We start from the raw sequence: 23,518 nt of genomic DNA on the forward strand, positions 1-23,518 counted from the left end.
CCGTGGTACAGATGAGGCCACCTGTCACAGCTTGCCCTATCTCGCCACGAGGGTGTTCTGCCGGGCGGCGACCAGCCAGCGGCCGTCCTCCTTCACGAGCACGTACAACGCGTTCATGGCGTGGTCCGCCGCGGGCTGGAGCGAGGCGGACAAGGTGTCCGTGAGCGGCGGCAGCGAGACGATCCGCGGTGGTCGCGGCAAGCTGCCCGTCACCGAGGAGCAGCTGGCGACGATCGCGACGGGATTCAAGGTGCGGCTGGGGTGACTCACACGCGTTCTACGGGCGGACGTGGCAGCATCGTGTCCGTGATGCCACAGCAGGTGCCCAGTGTGACCGTGCCGGACCTCCCGGCTGCCCTTCCGGAGGGAGTGACGCTGCTCGACGTGCGGGAACCCGACGAGTGGGCTGCCGGTCACGCCCCGGAGGCGCTGCACATCCCCATGGGCGAGCTCCCGGGCCGGCTGGACGACCTCCCCGCCGACAGCGAGGTGTACGTCGTGTGCCGCAGCGGCGGGCGCTCGGCGCGGGTGACGCAGTACCTCAACGCCAACGGCTGGGACGCGAAGAACGTCGACGGCGGCATGCAGTCCTGGCACGCGGCAGGCAGGCCGATGACCAGCGACGCAGGCGAGCCGACGGTCATCTGACATGCAGCGGCAGCGGTGGATAGCGACGGTGCCCCCGGGCACCGCCCGTCGCCCCCGCATGCGCAGGAGACTGCCGTACATGGGCCCGCCCGCGTACGGCGCGACGCCGACCTGGGGCTTCCCGGCGCTGGCGTGGCGCTGGCCGAAGGCGGTCCCCAGCGCGGTCACCGAGCAGCCGGTCACGGTCGAACGCGTCCGCGCAGTGGCGGGCCACGCCGCGGCGATGATGTGGGCGCTCGCCGCGCTGGCCGTGTTCGCGGCGGCCGGCGAGGTGTGGCGGTACGTGCTGCTGGTGCGCAGCCGCACGGGTGCGCTGTCGTCGAGCGTGGTGTCGGCGTCGGACGCGGTGGTGACGATCGCGGCGGTGCTGGCGGTGGCGTTCGGAGTCGTGGCCGTCGTGGTCACGCTGTGGTGGCTGCGCCTCGCCCGGCACGCGGCAGCCGACCTGGCCGACCAGCGCCTGGCCCGCCCTGACTGGCAGGTGATCCTCTACCTGCTGATCCCCGGCGTGAACCTGGCGATGGCGGGCGTCGTGCTGGCCGAGCTGGAACACCAGGTGCTGCGGCGCCCGGCCCACGAACGTCCGCGACCGACGAAACCGGTCGTGATCTGGTGGTCGGTGTGGGCGGCGGCAGGCCTGCTGTTCGGTCTCACGGTGGTCTGGCGGTTCCGCGACTCGGCCCAGGCCCACGCGGACGGCGTCATCCTGAGCGGCCTGACCGACCTGGCGGCGGCGGCCGTCGCGATCCTGACCGCCCTGATGGTCCGCCGCCTTGCCGCGTTCCTGGCGCCGATAGACCCGGCGACCGTCCGCCACCTGCGGGTTCTGCGCATCGAAGGAGTGCAGGAAGCCCTGGTGCGTGTGGAGAAGCCGGCCACCTCCCGCCGCTGATGAACACCGGTCTGCTGCTGTTGATCCCGTACCGGTGGCTGGAGAACCGCGTGCTCTCGGCACTGGCCGCCGCCGGTTTCGCCGACGTCACCGTCGCGCAGCTGCGGATCGTGCAGCTCGTCGGCCCGCACGGCACCCGCCTCACCGAGCTGGCCGCGCAGGCCCAGGTCACCAAGCAGACCGCGGGCTTCCTCGTCGACCAGCTGGAGAAGGCGGGCTGGGTCGAACGCGTCCCCGACCCGTCGGACAGGCGCGCGCGGCTCGTCCGCGTCGCCGAACGGGGCCGAGCGGCCATCCCCGTCGCGACGGCCGCGGTGGCCGAGGTCGAGGCAGAATGGACCGCCCACCTGGGTGAAGCACGCATGACCGAACTCCGCCGCACCCTCGCCGACCTCCGCGACCTCACCGACCAGGCGCCCCAGCCGCACTAGTTCGTGGTCACCGGCAGCGTCCGCAGGCCGCGGATCACGAACTCCGGCCGCCGCCGCGGCTCGGCGGCCAACCGCAGCGAGGGCAGCCGCGTCACCAGCGCCTCCAACGCCGCGGCGATCTCCACCCGCGCGAGCGGCGCCCCGACGCAGTAGTGGATCCCGGCCCCGAAGCCGAGATGGGCGTTCGGCGTGCGACCGATGTCCAGTCGCGCGGGGGAGTCGAACACGAGCGGATCCCTGGCGGCCGCGCCGAGCAGCGCGGCGATCCGGTCGCCGGGCGCCAGCTCGTACCCGGCGACGGTCGTGGGCTCGGTGGCCGTCCGCTCGAACAGCTGCAGGGGTGCGTCGAAGCGGATCAGCTCCTCGACCGCGGTGGGCAGCAGCCCCGGATCGTCGACGAGGCGCACCCATTCGGATCGGTGGGTCAGCAGTGCGAGCACCCCGTTGCCGACGACGTTGACCGTCGCCTCGTGCCCGGCCATCAACAGGAGGACGGCCGTCCCGACCAGCTCGTCGTCGGAGAGCCGGTCACCGCCGTCCCGCTCGGCCACGAGGTCGCTGATCAGGTCGGACCCCGGTGCGGACACGCGTTCGGCGGCCAGCCACCGCAGATAGTCCACGAACTCCTGCGCCGCCGCCTCGGCCTCGACGGCGGCAGGCGCGGGCAGGGCGTACTCGTACATCTTGACGATCGCGTTCGACCACGGCTGCAACCGGTTCCGGTCGGCGGCAGGCACCCCCAACAGCTCGGCGATGACCTCGACGGGCAGCGGCGCGGCGACGTGCGCGAGGAGATCGGCGGACCCGTCGGCCTTGATGGCGTCGGCGAGCGAGGACACCAGTGAGTCGGCCAGCGACCGCACCCAGGGCCGCAACCGCTCGGTGTGCCCACGCGCGAACGCGGCCGAGATCAGCCGCCGCAACCTCGTGTGCCGGGGCGGTTCGTTCTCCAGCAAGGAGTTCTGGTGCAGCAGGTTGAAGGCCACGAAGGACGAGGCAGGCTCCTTGTCACGCCAGACCCGCCCGGCCGCGCGGTTGCGCAGCACCTCGGAGCACGCGGCGTGGGACACCGCGACGGCCAACCCGAGCCCCTCGTGCCAGTGGACCGGCGCCTCGGCACGCAACACGTCGAACACGGGATACGGATCGGCGAGGAACACCGGATCACGTGGGTCGAAGGCCATGGGACCAAGGTAACCGTGGAATGATTGGCGCCGTGCAGCCCGATGTTGTCGCGCACCGGGGCGCTTCCGCGCACCGTGCCGAACACACCGTCGCCGCGTACGCGCTGGCCATCGAGCAGGGCGCGGACGGCCTGGAATGCGACGTTCGCCTGTCCAGAGACGGACACCTCGTCTGCGTACACGACCGCAAGGTCGACCGGACGTCGTCCGGCAAGGGCGTCGTGTCGACACTGACCCTGGAACGGTTGTCCCAGTTGGACTACGGCAGCTGGTATCCCGGCATGCCGGAGACCGCCGACGAGCTGCTGCGCCCACCGGACGAGTCGGAGCGCGGCGTGCTGACGCTGGAGTCGCTGCTCGACCTGGTGGAGGCGAACCGGGGCATCAAGCTGTTCGTGGAGACGAAACACCCGGTCCGCTACGGCGGTCTGGTGGAGACGAAGCTGATCGCGATGCTGCGGCGCTACGGCCTGGCCCGCCCGAAGTCCAAAGAGGACTCACCGGTGGTGATGATGTCGTTCTCTTCGCGCGCCGTCCGCCGCGTCCGCGACCACACGGACACCCTGCCGACCGTGCTGCTGCTGGACCAGCTGTCGGTCACCCGCTGGGACGGCACGCTCCCGTCGTACGCGGACTACACCGGACCCGGCGTGCACATCCTGCGTCACGACCCGGACTACGTCGAGCGTGCGCGCTCGTTCGGCGCCGAGACCTACGTCTGGACGGTGGACGACGCGGAGGACGTCGCACTGTGCACGAAGCTGGACGTGCGTTTCCTCGCGACCAACTCCCCGGCCACGACCGTGAAATTGCTGAACCGGTAGCGTCTGGCTCCATGGCCAAGCGTTCCGCCGTGAAGAGCAAGCAGCCGGCAGACGGCATCAACCCCAGGCAGGCGTGCCCGTGCGGGTCCGGCAAGCGGTACAAGGCGTGCCACGGCTTGTCAGGGGGTCCGATCGAGGTGCCGGTGGGCCGCCCGTTCGAGGGCCTCGCGGCCGAGCGTGAGCTGATCGCACTGCGCGAGTTCGTGCCGTCGGCGACAGCGCCCCTGACCCTGACGGTGGAAACGGACCGGAAGGTCACCCTGGCGTCGGTCCTCCCCATGGCGGCGGCGGGCCTGGTCAGGGCGGACGGCAGCGCCTTCGTGGGCCTGCAGGTACAGAGCCGTTCCAGCGACGTGAGCCGCGACCTGGCCCGCGCCCTCCGCTGGGCAGTGGAGGCGAAGCCGGGCGAGGTCCTCTCGGTGGTTGGCCCGGAGACCGAGGATGGCGACCGCGAGCGCCTGCAGGACATGCTCGAGCCGAAGGCGGAGCTGGAGCCGACCCTGCACAGTGACTTCGCGTGGTGGCTCCCGGAGGACGAGGAGCCGACGGGCGAGGTGGCACTGTCACTCGAACGGGCGAACCAGGCGATCATGCCGACGGAACGCATCGGCCCGGCCGCGTACTGGGTGGACGCAGGCGACCGAGCCCACCTCCGCTGGGTCCGCCCGGAGCCGGAGGAGCAGCTGATGTTCGCGCTGGCCCGCCTGTCGGCCCGAGGCGAGCTGGGTTTGGGCGAAGGCTCCCGCTACGCAGGCTCCTTCCGTGCGCACGGCCTGCTGGTCCCGGTGTGGGACCTGGACCGCGAACAGCACGCCCGCGAGTGGACCACCCCGGCGGAGACCCTGGGCACCCGCCTGGACGAGGCGCTGACGTCGCTGGAGAACACCCCGCTGACCAGCGAGGAACGCCGAGCCCGTGACGGCCTGATCGGCCGCCAGATCACCATCCGCTAGGACAGTTGTCCACCGGTTGTCCACAACCAGGCCCCCATCCGCCCAAGGGGGCACCCGCAGGCCCGGCTGAGACCCGCCGCTGCGCCGACAAGGCGACAGTGGCAACAAAGTTGATCACCAACACCGACGCCCGGCGATGCACATCGCCGGGCGTCCGCGCTGTGCCCACCCCGCGAAGTTGTCCACAACCCACCGAGTTATCCACAGCCAAGATCAACACCCCCACCCCCGTCACCCCCACCCAGTAAAATGGTGATCGGGGTGCCCCCGGAGAGGGTGGGGGCCGCCACTATGCTGTAGGCGAAGCGTTTTCGCAGGTCAGAGGCGGTTTGTGCCTAGTATGCAGGCCACTGGCGGGGCCAGCTCCAACGTTTCCGTGCGGAGGTCGACGAACCCCGCCGCGGCCAGCAGCTCCGAAAGCTCCCGACCCGCCCGCTCCGTCGTTTCCGCCGAAGCTCCGAGGCACCGAGGCTGACTCGCCAACGCGATCCGCCCACCGTCCCGAAGCAACCCCCGCAGCTCACGCAACCGCTCCCCAGGCTCCGGCCAGAACCCGAGACTGTTGACCGACACGATCACGTCCAGCCCGGTCAACCCCGGCAACCGATCGACCGGCGCGTGAAACAGCGAAACCCGCCCAGCCCGAACAGCCGCCGCGTTGCGCCGCCGAGCAGCCCGGAGCATCACCGACGAGTGATCAACGCCGTAGACCTGCCCAGCCACCCTGGCCATCTCGCCGACCGCGATCCCAGGTCCGAACCCGACCTCCAACACCCGATCCGTCGGCCGCAGGTCGAGCAGCGACACCACCCACCGGTTCCGCTCCCTGTTCGACCCTCGGTGAGCCATCACCCACCCGGCCGCGGCCCCGGCCACCCCACGTGGCCACCCGAACTGACGCACGATCCGTTCCTGAACTCTCACGATCCGCAGACAACGCCTTCAAGTAGCCTTGAAGTCAAGATGCTGACGATCGGCGAACTGGCCGACGCCACCGGCGTGGCCACCTCCGCGCTCCGCTACTGGGAGGACCAGGGCCTCCTCGCCCCCACCCGTGCCAACGGCCACCGCCGCTACGCCGACGACGCCGTCACCAGGGTCGGCCAGATCCTCCTGCTCCAGGACGCCGGCTACACCCTTCGCGAGATCAGGTCCTTCGGTGCGGGCTGGCGGGAGCTGGCCGCACGCAAGCTCGCCGAGCTGGACGGCCAGATCGCCAAGGCCCAGGCCGCGCGTTCCGCTGTCGCACACTCCCTGGCCTGCCCCCACGAGGACGTCCGCGACTGCCCCAAGTTCGTGGACCTCGTCACCGCGCGTCTGGCTGGCGAGCTTTTACATGTGACACACCCGAAATAGATGTTGCACACTCGTAGTCACGGGGGGCCGGAGAAGTGCAACGTCGAGGCAACCTCTGGCGTCTGGCGGGTGTGTACCCACTGACGGTGGCGACGGACACCGCGGAAGGGAGGGCACGTCATCTGGACTGGGGAAGTGGGGCTACCGCGGTGGAGGATTTCGCTGATTTCGTGCGACAGGCGCTACCAGGATTACTCAGGTACGGACACATGCTGACCGGCAACCCGCACGACGCGGCGGATCTGGTCCAGACGGTGCTCGAGCGGCTCGGCGCCCGTTGGTCGTCGATCGGGCGCAAGACCGGGGACCCGGTCGCCTACGCACGAAAGGCCATGGTGAACGCGCACGTCAGCCGCTGGCGTCGAACGAGGAAAGAGAGCCTGCTCGCGGAGATGCCCGACGCGCCCGCGCCACCCCGCGACGACCCGTTCGAGAACGAGCCGTTGTGGGAGGCACTGCGTGGGCTTCCGCCGCGTCAGAGGGCGGTGCTCGTACTGCGGTACTACGAGGAGAAGTCAGAGGCGGAGATCGCGGCTGTCCTGGGGGTCAGCCGCGGCACCGTCAAAAGTCAGGCGAGCAAGGCGATGACCACGCTGCGTGGCCGTCTCGGCACATCGGTGGGGGGTGTTTGATGGCCCTTGACGACGAACTCCGGCAGCTCTTCACGACCGACGACCGGCTTGACGTGCCCGTTCGCGGTGATGCCGAGCAGATCATCGTCGCGGGTGCGCGTCGCGTGCGGAGGCGACGGATCGTCGCGGCGACCGCCAGTGGCGCGCTCGGGGTCGTAGTGGTGGTCGTGGTCGGCATCGCGCTCGCGGGCGCGAGCCCGGACGCCATGCCGCCCGCCACCGCCAACTCCACCACGCGCCCGGCCGCGCCTGTGTCATCGAGCACCTCGCCACCGACCCACACGTCGGCCACCGCGCCGGCGGTCGAGCCCGGCCCCGAGGACACCACGACCGAGAAGCAGCCGAAGTCGACACCGACCAAGCCGACCGACGCCGGTCCGCCCGCGCTCAGGTTCCAGGTCGTCGGCCCGACCGGCCTCCGCGCGCTGACGCTCGGCCAGACGATCGAGGAGGCCCAGGCCACCGGCCTGCTGGGCGCCAAGACCTCTGACGAGGGCGACTGCGCGGTCTACGCCCTGGCAGGCGACGACCGCGTGTCCGGCCAGGTGTACATCGCGACGACGGTGCGGATGATCGAGGCCGACCCGGTGCAGACACCGGAGGGCGTCGGTCCCGGCTGGACGATCGGGCAGGTCGAGGACGTCTACCCCGCCCTTGACGAAGCGGACGCGGACACCGGGCACGCCCTTGTGCCGGTGCCGGGGAACGCGGCCGCCGGCTTCCTGTTCGGTTTCGCCGACGGCGTGGTCACGACCGTGACCCTGCAGTCGACGGACCAGACCTGCGTCTAGACCGCGCCACCGGCGGCGTGCGGGGCGAGCGGGTCCCTGCCGACGTCGCCGACGGACTCGCGGGCGAGGAAGTTCTCCACGTCGAACAGGTTGCCGTCGGCGCGCTGCACGACGTTGAGCAGCGTCGTCATCTGCGCGACCTCCTCGACCTGCTCCTTGAGGAACCACTGCATGAACTGCTCGCCCTTGTAGTCGTCCTCGTCCCTGGCGACCTTGGCCAGCTTGATGATCTCGTCGGTGACGTCCTTCTCCTGCTGGAGGGCCAGCGCGACCAGGTCGGCCGCTCCGGAGAAGTCGTTCCTGACCTCGGCGACGCCCGGGATGGGCGGCTGGATGTCGTTGTCCAGCAGGTAGCGGACGATCATCATCGCGTGGTTACGCTCTTCGAGCGACTGGCGGTAGAAGTGCTTCGCCAGCTGCGGCAGATCCTGTCCGTCGAACCAGACGGCGAGGGCGACGTACTGCTGCGAGGAGGTGAACTCGTTGCGTACCTGCTCCTGCAGGAGCGAGTGGAACTTCGTGAGGCTCCCTTTGATACCCATGAATTCGATAATACGAGCCGAACAGATCGTCGGCAATTTTGCATTTAATTAGGTAAGCCTACCAAAATTCAATTCAGGTAAGGCGTCCCTAACGAAGTGAACCCTCACTTGGTGAAGATAAAACATAAAAGCAAGCCAGTGTGTTGATGGGTAACGAGCGAGGTGGCCTGTGGGAAGCCTAACTCGATTGCAGGGCCGGTGCCGACCGTCGAAGATGGGCCGATGGCAGATCTCCCAGTCCTGACCGACGGAGTGGTGACGCTCCGCGCACACCGGGTGTCCGATGTGGATGGCATCGTCGAGCAGTGCGTCGACCCGGACTCGGTCCGGTGGACCACGGTGCCGACCCCGTACGACCGGGAGCTGGCGAGGTCGTACGTGACCGAGGAGGTCCCAGAAGGCTGGCGAACGGGCAGGGAGCTGAACTTCGCCATCGAGTCCGAGCACCCGGACGGCGAGCGAAGGTTCTCCGGCTCGATCTCCCTGCGCCCGATGGGCGGCGGCCTGGCGGAAATCGCGTTCGGTCTGCACCCCGCGGTACGCGGCAACGGTGTGTGCAGCAGAGCGGTGAAACTGATACTGGACTGGGGTTTCCAGCGGGGCGACATCGAGGTCGTGCTGTGGTTGGCGCATGTCGGCAACTGGGGTTCCTGGCGGGTGGCCTGGGCAAACGGCTTTACTTTCCACGGCACGATCAAGAAGCTGTTGTCCCAGCGAGGCGAACGTCACGACTGCTGGCAGGGGACGCTGCGCGCCGATGACTCCCGGGAACCCAAACACAAGTGGAACGTCCCACCGGTCCTGGAATCCGACCGGCTGCGCATGCGCCCCCACCGCGAAACCGACGCAACGAGGTACGCGGAGATCCTGAACGACGAGAGAAGCCGCCACTTCGGTGGCCGAAGCGTGTGGCTGAGCCAACTCCCGAACAAGGAGCACGGGATCCACCGGGCGAGGGAGGCCAACGCCAGAGGCGACCGCTACGACTGGACCATAGCCGACCGGGAAACCGACGAGCTGATTGGCCAGATCCAGTTGTTCAATCTCGAGGGACTGGACGACACGATGGCTGGAATCGGTTATTCGATGCATCCGTCCCGCCGGGGACAGGGCGTGTTGACGGAGGCGCTGGGAATGCTGACGGAATGGGCATTCCGCGAAAAAGAAAAAGGCGGTCTGGGTCTACGGCGGCTGAAGCTGGGCACGGCCACAACGAACAAGGCGTCCCGCCACGCGGCGGAGTCGGCGGGCTTTCTGCACATCGCGACAGAACCGGACGCCTTTCCCACGGGTGAGACGGGCTTCGAGGCGGAAGCGATTTACCACCGTCTGAACCCGGACTGGGTGGAGGTCAAGGAAACACCCCGATACTGAGCCCGGAACTCCAGAAGGCCAGCAGCACCCACCCGACCACCATCCCGGCCCCGAACCCACGGGCCGAGCGGCGCCCCCGAACGGCGAGCCAGGCCCCACCAAGCGCCGCGGCCCCCAGGAATAGCGGCGCACCCACCGGCACGACGAACAGCAGGACAGAGAACACCTCGAACCCCACGAGCACGAACGCCAGAACCCCGAACAACCCGGCGATCACGACAGCGACACCGACATCGAAGCGAGTGGGCTCACCCTGCACCGCAACCCCCGTCCCGTGACCAGCCCAAACCGCCAGCTATCCACAAGTTGTCCACAGCCCGACCGGCTTCCATGACACCCCAGCACCCGAAGCCCCGCGGCATCGCACGCAAACCAACGAACGCCAAGCGATACGCCAAGCACTGCAAAGCGTCCCTGGCGACGCTCACTCCACCGATGGCGTTCACTGGCAACGCCCCACGTTCCGAAGCTGTTCACCAGTGCATTTGCACGGGCGCGACAGTTGTCCACAGCCCATCCAGTTGTCCACAGTCAAGATCCACAACGCCAATCCCGTCACCCCTCACCACTAGAATGGAACACGGGGGTGGGCCCCGGACCTGCGAGGCGGAGGGCGGCACCTTACAAGGTATCCGGCGGCACCGTCACTGGCCGAGCCCGGCCTCGGATGCGGCGGCCTCGCGTGATGGGGACCGCCGCGACCGGGCACTGCGCGACGCAGACCGCCGCGACTGAGGCCGACGTCGGCGACACCTGGACCTTGTGGGGGAGGACCTCGCCGCCGTGTAGAAGGCCGGGGGCGGCACTACACGACTGGGCACCGCCATGCGGTGGGGCACGCCACGGGAGCGGATGCCACCACACGACTGGCGTGTCGCCACGCGACAATGTCGCCCTGTGACTGGGCGCCGTCGCGTGACCGAGTACCGCCCCTTGTCGGGTGCCGTCACGTTACTGAATGCCATCACCTGGCATGGCGTCGCCGGATGTCGCCCGTGCCTGGGTGCCGCCTCATGACCGGGTGCCGCCGCGTGATCCGTGGTCACCTGGGCGGGCACGCCTTGGACTTCCCCGGTGCCCCGACCCCGACCGCGCACCGCCCCGCGATCGGGTGCCGCGCGGACCCCGTCAGAGTGCCTCGACCACCTTCCGGGTCGCCGCCACGATCAGTCGGTCGTCCGTCACGGCGTCCTTCACGCCGCGAGTGGACAGGATCGCGACCACGATCGGCGATCGGTTCGGTGGCCAGAGCACCGCGATGTCGTTCCGCGTGCCATAGCCCCCGGTCCCCGTCTTGTCGCCGACCACCCACCCCGCCGGCACCCCCGCCCTGATCAGCGCATCCCCCGTCTCGTTGTTCCGCAGGAATTCCGTCAGCAACCCCCGGTCATCGGCGTCCAGGGCATCACCCAGTACGTACGCCCGCAGATCACCAACCAGCGCCCTCGGCGTGCTCGTGTCCCGACCATCCCCGGGCACCGCATCGCTCAGCTCCGTCTCCACCCGGTCCATCTCCGTGACCTCGTCACCGAGCGCCCTCAGCTCCCGCTCAAGCCCCCCAGGCCCGCCCAACTCCCCGAAAATCAGGTTCGCCGCCGTGTTGTCACTGAACCGGATCGCCGCGTCCATCAGCTCCCGCAACGTCATCCCGTCCCCGACATGCTTCTCGCTCACCGGCGAGTTCGCGACCAGCTCCGCACTCGTGTACACCACCCGCCGCTCCAGGTCCGCCGCCGGGATCCGCGCCAGCAACGCACCCGACGCCAACGCCTTGAACGTCGAGCAGAACGCGAACCGCTCGTCCGCCCGGTGCTCCACCACCCGCCCGGACCCCGTGTCCACCGCGTACACCCCCAGCCGCGCGCCGAACGTCGCCTCGAGGTCGCCGAAGTCGACGGACGCCCTTGTCGGCCGCGGGGGAGACGGCGGTCGCCCTGGCGGCGCCTGACACGCGCCGACCAGCACCAGCACCAACGCGACCGCCACCCGCCGGAAAACCATCGTGCACATCCCCTTCGATCGACTGGGTGAGCCTCCCAACCGGGCTTCGATGCTGTCCAAGCCACAAAGACTTATATCTATGTCGACTTGGCATAGACTCCACCCCGTGGACGTTGTCGCGGCCTGTCGGGCCTTCGTGGCCGTCAGCGGGCACGGCAGCTTCACCGTCGGTGCCGCCGCCGCACGAATCCCGCAGTCCGTCGCCAGCCGTCGTGTCGCCGCCCTCGAGCAACACTTCGGCGCACGCCTCTTCGACCGGTCCTCACGCAGCGTCACGTTGACCCCGTTCGGGCGCGACATGCTCCCCTCCGCCCGTCGCCTCGTCGAGCTGGCCGAGACCATGGAGCACGACGCCGAGCGCGCGAAGCTCCGCCCCTTCCGGATGGCCGTCCCCGCCATCTGCGCCCAGCGCCCGCTCGCCCACCTGGTCGCCGAAGGCCGCCGCCACAGCCTGACCCTCGACCTGCACCCCGCAGGCCCCGCCGAACGTGCCGAACTCGTCCGCACCCTCGAAGTCCGCGCTGCCCTCGTCGCCGTGCCGGACGGGGAGGGGACCTGGCGGGTCCCGCTCGGCCTCGCCCAGCGGACCGAACCCCGCTCGGGCACCGTCTACCTCGAAACTCTCCGCGCGAGCCGCGCCCAACGGACCGCCCGACGGCGCCGCGTCTGGCTCCAGCCCGAGGACGACGTCCCCCACCTCCGTGACCAGATCACTCGGCTGGGTGATGCCGTCGGCCTGCGGCCGGCACAGATCGTGGTTGCGACCTCCCTGGTCGACGCCGCCGCCGAGGTGCTCGGCTCCACCGATCTCCTGCTCTGCTCCCGCCGCCAGGCCGACGAGCTGGACCTCCACTGGCGGCCCGTCGGCGAGCTGCGGCTGGTCCGCGGCTACACGGTCGTGGCAGGCACCCGCGACGACGCCGAACGGATCCGCGCCCTGCCTCCCGCCGCGATCGCACACACCCTCGGGGAGGACGAGTGACCAGAATCCTGCGCGACATGCGGGACCTGCTCGACGAGGGCGGCCTGCGCGGCTCGTTCCTCGTCCGCGACCTCGACACCGGCGACGAGCTGGGCATCGACCCGGACGCCGAGTTCCCCATCGCCTCGCTGGTCAAGCTGCCGCTCGCCATCGCGACCCTCGAACGTGTCGCCAGAGGAGAACTGGACGCCGCGGCCAGGATCGACGTCACCCCCGGCCGCGGCACCGCGCGAGGCCCGACCGGGCTGAGCAGGTTCCGCCACCCCGCCACGGTCGCCGTCGACGACCTCCTCTACCTGAGCACCGCGATCAGCGACAGCACCGCCGCCGACGCGCTCTTCGCGATGACCCCACCCGCCGCGGTCGCCGCCGAGCTGCGCCGACTCGGCCACGACGGCATCGCGATCCGCCACCTCACCGGCGACCTCGCCCAGACCCCGGCCGAACGCCTCGCCCCGGCCGACGCCCACCTCGCCCACTCCCTCGCCATCAACGCGGCGACGGACGGCGACGGCCACCCGATCGCCCAGCTCGACGTCAGCCGCGCCAACACCGGCTCGGCCAGGGCGTTCACCGACCTCCTGCAGGCACTGTGGCGCCCGTCCAAGATCCACCCGGACGCGGCGGCCCGCGTTCGCGAGCTGATGGCCGACAACCTGCTGCGCCAACGGCTCACGCCCGACTTCGCCGCCGACGCGTCCCGCTGGTCGTCCAAGACGGGCACGCTCCTCAACCTCCGCCACGAGGTGGGTGTCGTCGAGCACGCCGACGGCCAGGCGTTCGCGGTGGCCGCCCTGACCCAGTCACGCGTCCCGGCCGTCACCCAGCCGGGTGCGGAGGCCCAGATGGCGCAGGTGGCACGCACGCTCCGTGACGAGCTGCGTGAACGGGGCAGACCCGGGCCTCGGCACTGAGCGCCGTCGGGCGTCGGTAGCGCTCGGCGTCAGGCCCGGGCCCTGACGCCGAGCACTGTCGGCGTCGGCGCGCCGCCCTCGGCGAACCGCTCCAACGTCAGGCCGGCGTCGAGGAACCCGTGCAGCAGCGACGGCAGCGCCCAGTGCGAGGCGCCGACCTTGTCGCGGATGCCCTGGTCGGTCCAGGAGTCCATGGTCCAGTGCGAGTCGAGGTAACCGGGTCGCACCACCACCGCGTCGGCGTCGCTCCGGTCGGCGAACCCGCCGCAGAAACACGGGTGCACCCCCACGTGCACGAACACCCCGCCGGGCCGGAGCACCCTGCCGACCTCCCGCAACACGGCCGGATAGTCGGGCATGTCGGTGTGCGCCATCACCGCGACGACGGCCGCCACGCTCCCGCCGCGCACCGGCAACCGCCCGGCGTCACCCAGCGCGACGGGCAGCCGTCCCCGCGCGCGTCCCAACATGCCGCGGGAGAGGTCGACCCCGACAGGCCGCCACCCGAGCCCACGTACGACGCCCGCCTTCGCGCCGGTGCCGCACCCGATCTCGAGGCACGACTCGTCACCTGTCCCCAGCAGCTCGCGCAGCACCCGCTCGACCCCGATCGGGTCGTCGAGCTGCGAGGCGAGGAACTCCTCGTCGTACCAGTCCGCGATCTCGTCGTACGCCGCAGTCGCCATGCCCCGATTGCACCCGCGGCACACCCGTGAACGCCACGACTTCCGCCGAGGGCTAAAGCCGGGCGCGGGTGATCGGGCACGACATGCAGCGCGGCCCGCCGCGACCGCTGCCCAGCTCCGAACCACTGATGCGCAGGACCTCGATGCCCGCCTCCTCCAGCCGCTCGTTGGTCTCGACGTTCCGCTCGTAGGCGACCACGACACCGGGTGCCACGGCGAGCGTGTTGTTGCCGTCGTCCCACTGCTCGCGTTCCGCGGTCACGGCGTCGAGGCCGGTGTCGATCACCCGCAGCCGGTCGATGCCCATGGCCGTCGCGGCCGCCTCCAGGAACGGGACCGGGCCCGCCACCCGCACGCCCTTGTCGTCGTCCGGCTGCAGGGGATAGGCGATCAGCGTGTCCCGCACCGCCGGGTACATCACGACGGCGTCCCGGTCGACCATCGTGCAGACCGTGTCGAGGTGCATCGTCGCCCGGTCCTGCACGATCGGCACCGCCAGGACCGTGTGCGCGAGCCCGTCCTTGAACGCCGACCGCGCCAGCGACTCCGCACCGGCAGGCGTCGTCCGTTCCCCGACCCCGATCGCCAGCACGCCGGGCGCGAGCAGCAACACGTCGCCACCCTCGACCGGCGCCGAGTGCGCGCCGTACGCGCGGCCCGCCGAGCGGAAGCGCGGGTGGTACGCGTAGATCAGGTCCAGCAGCGCCGTCTCCCGGTTGCGTGCCGGCATGGCGAGCGACGCGATCGCCACCCTGTCGCCGATCCACACCGAGGAGTCCCTGGTGAACAGCAGGTTCGGCAGCGGGTCGACCACGAAGTCGTGGGGGTGGTGCATCTTGCGCACGAGTGACGCACCCTCGGCGGCGGGCAGCTCCTCGAAGGTCATGCCGGTCATGAGCACGTCCGCGAGGGCGGCCGGGGCGAGCGTGGCGAGGTGCGAGCTCAACGCGTCGGCCAGCTCGTGCCCGACCCGCCGCCGGTCGACGGCGGTGTCGGCGGCGGCCATGTGCGCCCGCTCGTCGGTCAGGGCCGCGACCAGCACGTCCGCGAGCAGCAACACCTCGACCCCGCGTGACTGGAGCGTCGCGGCGAACGCGTCGTGCTCCGCCTGCGCCCGGTCGACCCAGGGGATCGAGTCGAACAGCAGCTGGTCGTTGTTGCGCGGGGTGAGCCGTCGCAGCTCGTCGCCGGGACGGTGCAGCAGCACCGAACGCAACGGCCCGACCTCGCTCTCGACCCGGGGCTGTTCGTGAACTTCCAGATCAGGTGCGGTCACCCGGCGAGCGTAATAACCCGGTAAGTAGGTTGTCGCCTCCGCCTGCCCGAGGATTGACCCATGCGACGACTGCTGCTCCGGGTTGGACTGCCCTTCGGACTCGCCGCGCTGGTTGCCGGGCTCCTCCTGTTCGAGCCCTGGCGCGCGTTCACCAGCAGCCGTCTGGACGAGCCGGTGCCGGTGGCGGCACCCGCGACGACCGAACCGAGCGAGACCACCACCACGCCGCCGGTGCCGGCCGTGCTCGCCGAGGGCGCGTTCGTGAGCCAGGAGCACGACACCTCCGGCACCGCCCGCGTCCTGGAGCTGCCCAACGGGTCACGGGTCCTGCGACTGGAGGCGTTCTCGACCTCCGACGGCCCGGACGTGCACGTCTGGCTCTCCGACGCGACCGCGGGCGGCGACTGGAACGCCTACGACGACGGCCGCTATGTCCCGCTCGGCGAGATCAAGGCCACGGACGGCAACCACAACTACGCGATCCCGGCCGACGCCGAACTCGCCGGCCTGCGCAGCGTGGTGATCTGGTGCGACCGCTTCAACGTCGCGTTCGGCTCCGCGCCGCTCGCTCTCTAGGCCTGCTCGGGCGGGAAGCCGCCCGTGGCGACCGGACCCCAGCGTTCGACGGTGACGCGGATCAGGCACTTGCCCTGCCTGCGCATCGCCTCGCGGTACTCGTCCCAGTCCGGGTGCTCGCCGGAGATCACCCGGAAGTACTCGACCAGCGGCTCGACGGCCTCCGGCAGGTCGAGCACCTCCGCGGTGCCGTCGACCTGGACGTACGCGTCGTTGAACTCGTCGGACAGCACCAGCACCGAGACCCGCGGGTCCCGGCGGGCGTTGCGGGCCTTCGCGCGCTGTGGGTACGTCGAGATCACGATTCGCCCGTCCGTGTCCAACCCGCACGTGACGGGGGAGATCTGCGGGCTGCCGTCGGCACGCCGGGTCACCAGCACGGCGTGGTGACGGTCGCGGACGAAGTCGTTCAGCGCTGCGCGGTCGACCTGGTCGGCCGTTGCGATCTTGGGCACGGACATCACCCTACGTCGGCGGGTACGGTTCGGCCGTGCTCTGGCTGAACCCGCCGCGCCCGGACGTGCCCCCGGTCGAGAACCGCCGCCTGGTGATCGTCGAGGTCGTGATCGTCTTCACGATCACGCTCGGGCTCTCCGGCGCCTACAGCCTCCTGTCGCTGCTCGACTCGCTGCTGAAGGAGAAGGCGCTCGCCGACCAGAAGGTCGCGCTGAACGTCTCCGAGGCGACCAACCAGATCCTCGACTTCCTCGGCCAGCTGCTCAACGCGACACGGCTGCTCGCCTTCGGCGCGCTCGGTCTCTACCTGCTGTGGCGGGCGGGGATGCGGTTGCGCCACATCGGCCTCGACGTCAGGCGCATCGGCGGTGACCTCGGGCGTGCCGCGGGCCTCGCGGCGCTGATCGGCGTGCCGGGCCTGGCGTTCTACCTGGTCGCGAGGGCGGTCGGCGCGAACCTGACCGTCGTGCCGACGACGCTGGACCACTGGTGGTCCTACCTGACGCTGACGATCTCGGCGTTCGCCAACGCGTGGGCCGAGGAGGTCCTGGTCGTCGGCTACCTGATCACCAGGCTGCGCCAGCTCGGCATGGCGGAGAACAAGTCCCTGCTGATCTCCGCGGTGCTGCGTGGGTCCTACCACCTCTACCAGGGCTTCGGGGGGTTCCTCGGCAACGTGGTCATGGGGCTGGTGTTCGGCCGGTTCTGGCAGCGCACCAACCGCCTGTGGCCGCTGGTCCTCGCACACTTCCTGATCGACTTCGTCGCGTTCGTCGGCTACGCGATTCTGCGAGGTCATGTGGCCTGGCTGCCCTGATACGGGTTTGATGAGGTCATGGCAGGCCTCGACGAGTACCGCAGGAAGCGGGATCCCGAGCGGACCCCCGAACCCGTGCCCGCCGAGGGCCCGCTGCCGACGGGCAACAACGACACCTTCGTGATCCAGGAGCACCACGCGACGGCGCTGCACTGGGACGTGCGCCTGGAGCGTGACGGCGTGCTGGTGTCGTGGGCCGTGCCGCGCGGCCTCCCGGACGTGCCCGGTGACATCCGGTTGGCCGTCCACACCGAGGACCACCCGATGGAGTACCTCGATTTCTCGGGCGAGATCCCGAAGGGTGAGTACGGCGGCGGCCGCATGTTCATCTGGGACCGGGGCCGGTACGAGACCGTGAAGTGGTCCGACCGCGAGGTGGCGGTCGTGTTCAACGGGTCGAGGGCGCGGGGCAAGTACACGTTCTTCCGCAGCGGCAGGCGGGAGAAGGACTGGATGGTCCGCCGCTCGGAGCCGCCGGTGAAGCAGGACTTCTCGCCGCTACCGGAGCTGGTCGAGCCGATGCTGGCGAGCCCGGGGACGCTCCCGGAGGACGACGGCGACTGGTCCTACGAGTTCAAGTGGGACGGCGTCCGCGCGCTGGCGCGGATCGAGGGCGGCAGGCTGCGCCTGCACTCCCGCAAGGGCAACGACATCACGGTCACCTACCCCGAGCTGCGATTACTCGGCGAGGACCTCGGTTCGACGCAGGTGTGGCTCGACGGCGAGATCGTGGCGCTCAGCGACGGCCGCCCGAGCTTTCCCGCGCTGCAACAACGGATGCACGTCCACAACGACCGCCAGGCGCGGAGCCTCGCGAACTCGGTCCCGGTGACGTACCTGGTCTTCGACGTGCTGCACCTCGACGGCCGCTCGTGCGTGGACCTCCCGTACACCGAACGCAGGGCGCTGCTGGAGGGCCTCGAGCTGAACGGCCCCCACTGGCGGGTGTCCCCGAGCTTCGAGGGCGACGGCGCCGCGGTGGTCGAGACCGCGGGCGAGCAGCAGCTGGAAGGCGTGATCGCCAAACGCCGCGACTCGCGCTACTACCCCGGCCGCAGGACCGCCGACTGGGTGAAGATCACCGAAGTCCTGACCATCGAAGTCCTGATCGGCGGCTGGCGTCCGGGCGAGGGAAGACGCACGGGCAGCATCGGCTCACTGATGATGGGCGTCCCGACGGACGCGGGCGTGCGTTATGTGGGCCAGGTGGGCACCGGCTTCACCGACGAGGCGCTGGCGGCACTGCACAGGCGCCTGAAACCGTTGGTACAGAAGGAGAACCCGTTCGCGAACGAGGTACCGCGAGAACGCGCGAAGGGCGCGACCTGGGTGAACCCGGAACTGGTCGGCGAGGTCGAGTTCCGCAACTGGACCCCGGACGGACGCCTGAGGGCCCCGTCCTGGCGAGGCCTGCGTTCCGACAAGGACGCCGCCGACCTGGACCGCGAGGCGGCCCCGGCGGCGGAGCCGGTCGTCGTCGAGGAGGAACCGGACGAGCCGCTGCCGACGAACGTCCTGGTGGAGGTGGAAGGCCGACGCATCAGGCTGACCAACCTGGACAAGGTCCTGTACCCGGAGACGGGCTTCACCAAGGCACAGGTGATCGACTACTACAGCCGGGTGGCGCCGTTCTTGTTGCCACACCTGAAAGACCGCCCGGTGACGCTGAGAAGGTTCCCCGACGGCGTGACAGGGCAACCGTTCTACGAGAAGAACGCGTCGAGGAACGCGCCGGAGTGGATCCACACGGTCCGCATAGAGACGCCGGGAAGCACGCGGGGCAACGAGACCCTGGACTTCGTGCTGCTGAACGACCTGCCGAGCCTGGTGTGGGCGGCACACATGGCGGCGCTGGAACTGCACATCCCGCAGTGGAAGGTGGATCGCGGGGGTGAGCGCCTGACCCCGGACCTGCTGGTGTTCGACCTGGACCCGGGCGCCCCGGCGACGGTGGTGGAGTGCTGCGAGGTGGCGCTGAAGCTGCGCGAGGTGCTGGCGTCACACGGTCTGAAGGCGGTGGCCAAAACCAGTGGCAGCAAGGGAATGCAGCTGTACGCGCCGATCAGGACGACGGCGGTGGAACGAACCTCGGCCTACGCGAAGGCGGTGGCGGAGCACCTGGCGCAGGAGAACCCGAAGCTGATCGTGGCACGTATGGCGAAGGACCTGCGCCCAGGCAAGATCTTCATCGACTGGAGCCAGAACAACCAGTACAAGACGACAGTGGCGCCGTACTCCCTGCGTGGCCGCCCGGCCCCGACGGCGTCGGCCCCGGTCACGTGGGACGAGGTGGCCGCGTGCCGCCACCCCAACGACATGACCTTCACGGCAGACGACGTGCTGGCCCGCCTGGACACGCACGCGGACCTGCTGAGACCGTTGCTGGTGAAGAAACGCCCACTCCTACCGGAGCTGTAGCCCTCGCTCCTAGACTCCGTGCTGGAGCGCCAGGAACGGGCAGCCGACCATCCTGCGCAGCTCCTCCGACAGCTCGCGCAGCGTCGCGATCGGCCGGGAGAACGCCAGCCGCACGTCGTGGTCGCCGTCGATGCTCTCCACCCGCAGGCGCAGGCCGTAGCGGTCGAGGCCGAGTGGCCGGACGTGCCCACCCTGCAGCCGGGCGGGCAGGTGCCTGCGCAGTGTGTGCACGACCTCCGTGTGCGACAGCTCGAGGTGGCGCAGCCAGCCGGCCTCCTCGCGGCAGAACGGGTCCGGCGTGGCGGCGGCGAACTCCTCGGGCGTCACCGGGTGGGTCCCGTCGGCGTCGGCGATCACCATCGACACCGGGGTCAGCTGGAGCAGCGACGCGCCGTGCCCGAGGTCGAGAAGGCGCGGGTCGGGGTGCACGGTCGCGATCTCCAGGGCCACCGACCGCGCGACCGGCAGGGGAAGCGCCGAGAGCTGGCCGGTGATCCACAGCAGCCCACGGACCGACTCCCGCAGCGGCACCGGCGCCACGTCGACCACCTCGACCATCGACGTCAGCACGCCGTCACGCAGCGTGGCCGGCAGCTCGTGGTCGTCGGGGAGTAACACCGACACCACGCCGTCGTCGTGCACGTGGTGCAGCAGCGGCGACACGCGGTCGGCAGGCGTGCCCGTCGGCGGCAGGGTCGGCACGGGCGGCAGCAGCGTGGCCGGGCCACGTGCGGCAACGCTCCTGGCGCGTTCGCCAGGGCTGGGCGTCGGGGGTCGTTCGGTCAACGGGGGCACCTCCGGGGATTAGGGTAACCTAACTTTCGCGGGGGCGACACGGGGTGCACCAGTAACGTGATCGCATGCACGTGCAGGCCCTCACTGTCGCAGGCGTCTTCCTCCTGGGTGCGATGTCCCCGGGACCCGACTTCGTGGTCGTCCTCCGCTCCGTGCTGACCGGCGGCCGGGGTGCGGGCATGGCCGCCGCGGCAGGTATCGCGACCGGCCTGCTCGGCTGGGCGGTGGTCACCTCGGTCGGCGTCGCCGGGCTGCTCGCGGCCTCGGCCGTCGCGTTCACGGTCGTCAAGCTGCTCGGTGCCGCCTACCTGGTCTTCCTGGGGGTCCAGGCACTCGTCTCGGCCAGGCGCGGCGATCACCGGGCGCTCGACACCGGCACGGCGACGTCGCGCCGGGGCGCGTTCGCCGCCGGTGCGCTCACGAACCTGCTCAACCCCAAGGTCGCCGTCTTCTTCCTCGCGCTGTGGCCGCAGTTCCTGCCCGCGCACGCCACCCTCCTCGACGTCGCGGTCATGACCGGCGCCGCGGCCGGGGCGGCGCTGGTCTGGTTCCTCGTGGTGGCCAACGTCGCGACCGCGCTGCGCCGGTTCCTCGTCGCCGTGACGGTCCGCAGGGCACTGGACGCCGTCATGGGGACGGTCCTCGTCGCGATCGGGGTGCGGATCGCGCTCAGCGACTAGGCCTGGTGATCCCCAGGCTCAGCTGGAAGTTCGCCCGGTAGGTCGCCGCGGTCGCCGGCGCGGTGATGTTGTGGCTCTGTGCGCCGCCGTCCGACCAGTTCGTGAACCGGAACCGCAGGCCCAGCGTGAGGTTCTGCGGGCTCGGGGCGCTGATCGAGTTGTTCGAGCCCACGATGACCGTCCGCGTGAACGGCGTGGCCTGCTCGACGCCACCGACCACCAGCCGGGCGCGGCTCGGGCTCGACTGGAACGTCAGCGTCACCGTGCGCGGGTTGAGCCGCACGATGCTCGTGGTCGCGTTGCCCGTCGAGTCGGTCGCGGTCAGCGACAGGTCGAGGAACGACGGGTACTCGTGGTCGGGGGCCACGAAGCTGCCCGAGGTGACGCCGGTCCAGCTCTGCACGTTGTGCGCGTGGCAGTTCGTCGACGACGTGCAGTGCTGCAGCGTCAGCTGCCACCGGTACGCCGAGGCAGGCAGCGTCCCGTCCTGCGCGTCGGCCGCCCGCCCCGAGAACGGGATGGTCTGGCCGACGCTCCACTCCGTGGTGACCGCGGGGTCGTCGATGGTCACCACCGGCGAGTTGCTCGGCGGGTTGCCGATGGTCACGGTCACCGTGGTCGTCGCGGACAACCCGGCGGGATCGGTCACTCGCAGCCGCACCGGCACCGACGCCTGGGACACGTACGTGTACGTCGGGTTCACGACCGTGGAGTCGTCGAACGCGCCGTCACCGTCGAGGTCCCACGCGTAGGTGAGCGCCCCGCCTTCGGGGTCCGTCGAGCCCGCGCCGCTGAACCGCACGGTCAGTGGGGCGGGGCCGGACTGCGGCGTGGCCGTGGCGGACGCGGTCGGCGGCTGGTTGCTCGCACCCGTGTAGCTCACCCGCCGCAGCTGGCCCGCGCCGAGTGCGACGTAGAACAGGTCGCCACCCGGCCCCGTCAGCACCTGCACCGGGACGTTCACGCCCGTCACGAACGGCGTGATGTTCGTGGGGTCGGGCTGGCCGTTCGCACCCCTGCGCATGGCCCAGATGCAGCCGCGGGAGCTGTCGGAGAAGAAGAGGGCGCCGTCGTAGGAGGCCGGGTAGTCACTGGTCGTCTCGAACGCGATGCCGCTGACCGACGAGCCGCCGGTCGGGCAGCCGTCGCCGGACGCGACCGACGCGCCGTGGTTGTAGGTGTAGTACGGCGCGGTCTGGCCGGTGCCGTAGAGCGACTCGCACACGTCGAGGTTCGCGCCGTCGTAGCCGGGCTGCCGCGCTGCCCCCTCGTAGCAGGGCCAGCCGAAGTTCTCCGCGACGGCGTCGGTCGCGTCGGGGATCCGGTTGATCTCCTCCCACGTGTCCCAGCCGACGTCACCTGCCCACAGCTCGCCTGTGCCCGGCCGGAACGCGAACCGGAACTCGTTGCGGAAGCCGTACGCGACGATCCGCTTGGCGTTCGTGTTCGGGTTGCCGGCGAAGGGACTGCCCGGCATCGGAGCGCCCGTGTCGGGGTTGATCCGCGCGATCGCGCCGTTCAGCGACACCGGCTCGCCGGTCGGGCGCCGCACCGACTGCGACCGCAGGGCGCCGCCGCGGGCGGTCGGCGGCGACAGGTTCGTCCCGGCCGCGCCGGGCGGGTCGGCACACGGGTTGCCGCGCTGGCCCCAGTCGGCGAAGTTGAAGCTCGCGCCGTCACCGCCGCCGACGTAGAGCGCGCCGTCCGGACCGAACGTCACCGTGCCGACGGAGTGCGACGGGTACTGCTGGCACCAGTCGGTGAGCAGCACCTGCTCGCCGCCGGTGGCCACGCCGTTCGCGTCGACGGTCAGCCGTGACAGCCGGCCGGTCACCACGCAGCCGTTGTCGGTCGCACCGGGCGGAGTGGGACAGGTGTCACCCCATCGGGGCGCGGTGCCACCCGGTACGGCGTCGTACGTGTACAGGACGTACAGGTACGGCCGGGTCGGGTACTGGGGGTCGAGCGTCATGCCGAGCAGGCCGCGGTCCCAGTAGTCCTGGGTCTGGGTGCGGAGGTCGGCGGTGACCGTCGCGGTGGTGTCCGCGATCGAGTCGAACGTCTTCACCAGCCCGCTCTTCTCACTGACGAACACCCGCCCGTCCGGCGCGAACACCGCGTTGGTCGGCGAGGTCAGGCCACTGATCACGGCCGTGTCGGTGAAGCCGGTCGGCACGGTGGCGCTCGCGACGGTGGCCGCAGGCACCGTCAGCGCGCCCGCCGCGAGGGCCACGGCGATGAGCAGGGACGGGCGCGTTCGCACGAGGACTCCCCAGAGCAGGTGATTGAC

At 70.4% G+C, this 23,518-nt stretch carries 26 protein-coding genes; 16 read left to right on the forward strand and 10 right to left on the reverse strand.

Annotated elements, in window-relative coordinates:
* Positions 1–31: 31 nt before the first annotated feature.
* The 4 genes from CLV71_RS47745 to CLV71_RS19085 are packed head-to-tail and all read left to right on the forward strand — an operon-like array spanning position 32 to position 1,971.
* Positions 32–265 carry a hypothetical protein gene (locus tag CLV71_RS47745; RefSeq protein ID WP_166664160.1) on the forward strand — a complete coding sequence of 78 codons (234 nt, stop codon included), beginning with the start codon at positions 32–34 and terminating at the stop codon, positions 263–265.
* A gap of 44 nt (positions 266–309) precedes the next feature.
* Positions 310–648, forward strand: a complete 339-nt coding sequence (locus CLV71_RS19075; RefSeq protein WP_133904139.1) for a rhodanese-like domain-containing protein — start codon at positions 310–312, stop codon at positions 646–648.
* Between the two features lies 1 nt (position 649).
* A complete protein-coding gene (locus tag CLV71_RS19080) occupies positions 650–1,540 on the forward strand; it encodes a DUF4328 domain-containing protein (RefSeq protein WP_133904140.1) in 891 nt (296 codons plus the stop codon).
* Positions 1,540–1,971, forward strand: coding sequence for a MarR family winged helix-turn-helix transcriptional regulator (locus CLV71_RS19085; protein WP_133904141.1), 432 nt, complete (start codon positions 1,540–1,542; stop codon positions 1,969–1,971). The genes CLV71_RS19080 and CLV71_RS19085 overlap by 1 nt, the downstream gene beginning before the upstream one ends.
* On the opposite strand, the gene CLV71_RS19090 is transcribed toward CLV71_RS19085, so the two are convergent.
* Entirely contained in the window at positions 1,968–3,155 is a 1,188-nt protein-coding gene (locus CLV71_RS19090; protein ID WP_133904142.1) for a cytochrome P450, read from the reverse strand. The two genes, CLV71_RS19085 and CLV71_RS19090, sit on opposite strands and share 4 nt — an antisense overlap.
* Positions 3,156–3,187: 32 nt before the next feature.
* On the opposite strand from CLV71_RS19090, the gene CLV71_RS19095 reads away from it, so the two are divergent.
* Both CLV71_RS19095 and CLV71_RS19100 read left to right on the forward strand, forming a co-directional pair.
* Positions 3,188–3,979 carry a glycerophosphodiester phosphodiesterase gene (locus CLV71_RS19095; protein WP_243866568.1) on the forward strand — a complete coding sequence of 264 codons (792 nt, stop codon included), beginning with the start codon at positions 3,188–3,190 and terminating at the stop codon, positions 3,977–3,979.
* Positions 3,980–3,990: 11 nt separating this feature from the next.
* The gene (locus CLV71_RS19100) at positions 3,991–4,932 is read left to right on the forward strand and encodes a DUF5926 family protein (protein ID WP_133904144.1); all 942 of its coding nucleotides are present in this window, start codon (positions 3,991–3,993) and stop codon (positions 4,930–4,932) included.
* Between the two features lie 318 nt (positions 4,933–5,250).
* Here the strand turns inward: CLV71_RS19100 and CLV71_RS19105 are convergent, their stop codons facing one another.
* Positions 5,251–5,742, reverse strand: coding sequence for a class I SAM-dependent methyltransferase (locus CLV71_RS19105; protein ID WP_243866569.1), 492 nt, complete (start codon positions 5,740–5,742; stop codon positions 5,251–5,253).
* Between the two features lie 153 nt (positions 5,743–5,895).
* On the opposite strand from CLV71_RS19105, the gene CLV71_RS19110 reads away from it, so the two are divergent.
* From CLV71_RS19110 to CLV71_RS19120, 3 genes are all read left to right on the forward strand, one after another.
* The gene (locus CLV71_RS19110) at positions 5,896–6,288 is read left to right on the forward strand and encodes a MerR family transcriptional regulator (protein ID WP_133904145.1); all 393 of its coding nucleotides are present in this window, start codon (positions 5,896–5,898) and stop codon (positions 6,286–6,288) included.
* A 122-nt stretch (positions 6,289–6,410) separates the two neighbouring features.
* The gene (locus CLV71_RS19115) at positions 6,411–6,920 is read left to right on the forward strand and encodes a SigE family RNA polymerase sigma factor (RefSeq protein WP_243866597.1); all 510 of its coding nucleotides are present in this window, start codon (positions 6,411–6,413) and stop codon (positions 6,918–6,920) included.
* Complete coding sequence (locus CLV71_RS19120; RefSeq protein WP_133904146.1) at positions 6,920–7,711, forward strand: hypothetical protein; 792 nt, start codon at positions 6,920–6,922, stop codon at positions 7,709–7,711. Before CLV71_RS19115 ends, CLV71_RS19120 begins: the two co-directional genes overlap by 1 nt.
* On the opposite strand, the gene CLV71_RS19125 is transcribed toward CLV71_RS19120, so the two are convergent.
* On the reverse strand, positions 7,708–8,253 hold the full coding sequence (locus tag CLV71_RS19125) for a ferritin (protein WP_133904147.1): 546 nt from the start codon (positions 8,251–8,253) through the stop codon (positions 7,708–7,710). The genes CLV71_RS19120 and CLV71_RS19125 overlap by 4 nt on opposite strands.
* A gap of 198 nt (positions 8,254–8,451) precedes the next feature.
* Here CLV71_RS19125 and CLV71_RS19130 point away from each other — a divergent pair, with 198 nt between their 5' ends.
* On the forward strand, positions 8,452–9,627 hold the full coding sequence (locus CLV71_RS19130; RefSeq protein ID WP_133904148.1) for a GNAT family N-acetyltransferase: 1,176 nt from the start codon (positions 8,452–8,454) through the stop codon (positions 9,625–9,627).
* Here CLV71_RS19130 and CLV71_RS19135 read toward each other — a convergent pair.
* Positions 9,605–9,886: a hypothetical protein gene (locus CLV71_RS19135; protein ID WP_133904149.1), complete on the reverse strand. Its 282-nt coding sequence runs from the start codon at positions 9,884–9,886 to the stop codon at positions 9,605–9,607. The genes CLV71_RS19130 and CLV71_RS19135 overlap by 23 nt on opposite strands.
* A gap of 869 nt (positions 9,887–10,755) precedes the next feature.
* Positions 10,756–11,637 carry a class A beta-lactamase gene (gene bla / locus CLV71_RS19140; protein WP_133904150.1) on the reverse strand — a complete coding sequence of 294 codons (882 nt, stop codon included), beginning with the start codon at positions 11,635–11,637 and terminating at the stop codon, positions 10,756–10,758.
* A gap of 97 nt (positions 11,638–11,734) precedes the next feature.
* On the opposite strand from bla, the gene CLV71_RS19145 reads away from it, so the two are divergent.
* Entirely contained in the window at positions 11,735–12,610 is an 876-nt protein-coding gene (locus CLV71_RS19145; RefSeq protein WP_243866570.1) for a LysR family transcriptional regulator, read from the forward strand.
* A gap of 17 nt (positions 12,611–12,627) precedes the next feature.
* Positions 12,628–13,524 (forward strand): serine hydrolase, encoded by an 897-nt coding sequence (locus tag CLV71_RS19150; RefSeq protein WP_133904348.1) that lies wholly within the window; start codon positions 12,628–12,630, stop codon positions 13,522–13,524.
* 29 nt (positions 13,525–13,553) lie between these two features.
* Here the strand turns inward: CLV71_RS19150 and CLV71_RS19155 are convergent, their stop codons facing one another.
* Entirely contained in the window at positions 13,554–14,210 is a 657-nt protein-coding gene (locus CLV71_RS19155; RefSeq protein ID WP_133904152.1) for a class I SAM-dependent methyltransferase, read from the reverse strand.
* Between the two features lie 52 nt (positions 14,211–14,262).
* Entirely contained in the window at positions 14,263–15,486 is a 1,224-nt protein-coding gene (locus CLV71_RS19160; RefSeq protein WP_133904153.1) for an arginine deiminase, read from the reverse strand.
* Between the two features lie 60 nt (positions 15,487–15,546).
* Here CLV71_RS19160 and CLV71_RS19165 point away from each other — a divergent pair, with 60 nt between their 5' ends.
* Complete coding sequence (locus tag CLV71_RS19165; protein ID WP_133904154.1) at positions 15,547–16,062, forward strand: DM13 domain-containing protein; 516 nt, start codon at positions 15,547–15,549, stop codon at positions 16,060–16,062.
* Here the strand turns inward: CLV71_RS19165 and CLV71_RS19170 are convergent.
* Positions 16,059–16,517: a PPOX class F420-dependent oxidoreductase gene (locus CLV71_RS19170; RefSeq protein ID WP_208297618.1), complete on the reverse strand. Its 459-nt coding sequence runs from the start codon at positions 16,515–16,517 to the stop codon at positions 16,059–16,061. The two genes, CLV71_RS19165 and CLV71_RS19170, sit on opposite strands and share 4 nt — an antisense overlap.
* A gap of 35 nt (positions 16,518–16,552) precedes the next feature.
* Here CLV71_RS19170 and CLV71_RS19175 point away from each other — a divergent pair, with 35 nt between their 5' ends.
* Both CLV71_RS19175 and ligD read left to right on the forward strand, forming a co-directional pair.
* Positions 16,553–17,335, forward strand: coding sequence for a CPBP family intramembrane glutamic endopeptidase (locus tag CLV71_RS19175; RefSeq protein ID WP_133904156.1), 783 nt, complete (start codon positions 16,553–16,555; stop codon positions 17,333–17,335).
* An 18-nt stretch (positions 17,336–17,353) separates the two neighbouring features.
* The gene (gene ligD / locus CLV71_RS19180) at positions 17,354–19,753 is read left to right on the forward strand and encodes a DNA ligase D (RefSeq protein ID WP_133904157.1); all 2,400 of its coding nucleotides are present in this window, start codon (positions 17,354–17,356) and stop codon (positions 19,751–19,753) included.
* A gap of 9 nt (positions 19,754–19,762) precedes the next feature.
* Here ligD and CLV71_RS19185 read toward each other — a convergent pair whose 3' ends face one another.
* A complete protein-coding gene (locus CLV71_RS19185; RefSeq protein ID WP_133904158.1) occupies positions 19,763–20,539 on the reverse strand; it encodes a DUF2470 domain-containing protein in 777 nt (258 codons plus the stop codon).
* 74 nt (positions 20,540–20,613) lie between these two features.
* Between CLV71_RS19185 and CLV71_RS19190 the strand changes: the two genes are divergently transcribed.
* Complete coding sequence (locus CLV71_RS19190) at positions 20,614–21,228, forward strand: LysE family translocator (RefSeq protein WP_243866571.1); 615 nt, start codon at positions 20,614–20,616, stop codon at positions 21,226–21,228.
* Here CLV71_RS19190 and CLV71_RS19195 read toward each other — a convergent pair.
* Complete coding sequence (locus tag CLV71_RS19195; protein WP_243866572.1) at positions 21,218–23,491, reverse strand: PQQ-dependent sugar dehydrogenase; 2,274 nt, start codon at positions 23,489–23,491, stop codon at positions 21,218–21,220. The genes CLV71_RS19190 and CLV71_RS19195 overlap by 11 nt on opposite strands.
* Positions 23,492–23,518: the final 27 nt, after the last annotated feature.

Source organism: Actinophytocola oryzae (assembly GCF_004364325.1).
GTDB lineage: Bacteria > Actinomycetota > Actinomycetes > Mycobacteriales > Pseudonocardiaceae > Actinophytocola > Actinophytocola oryzae.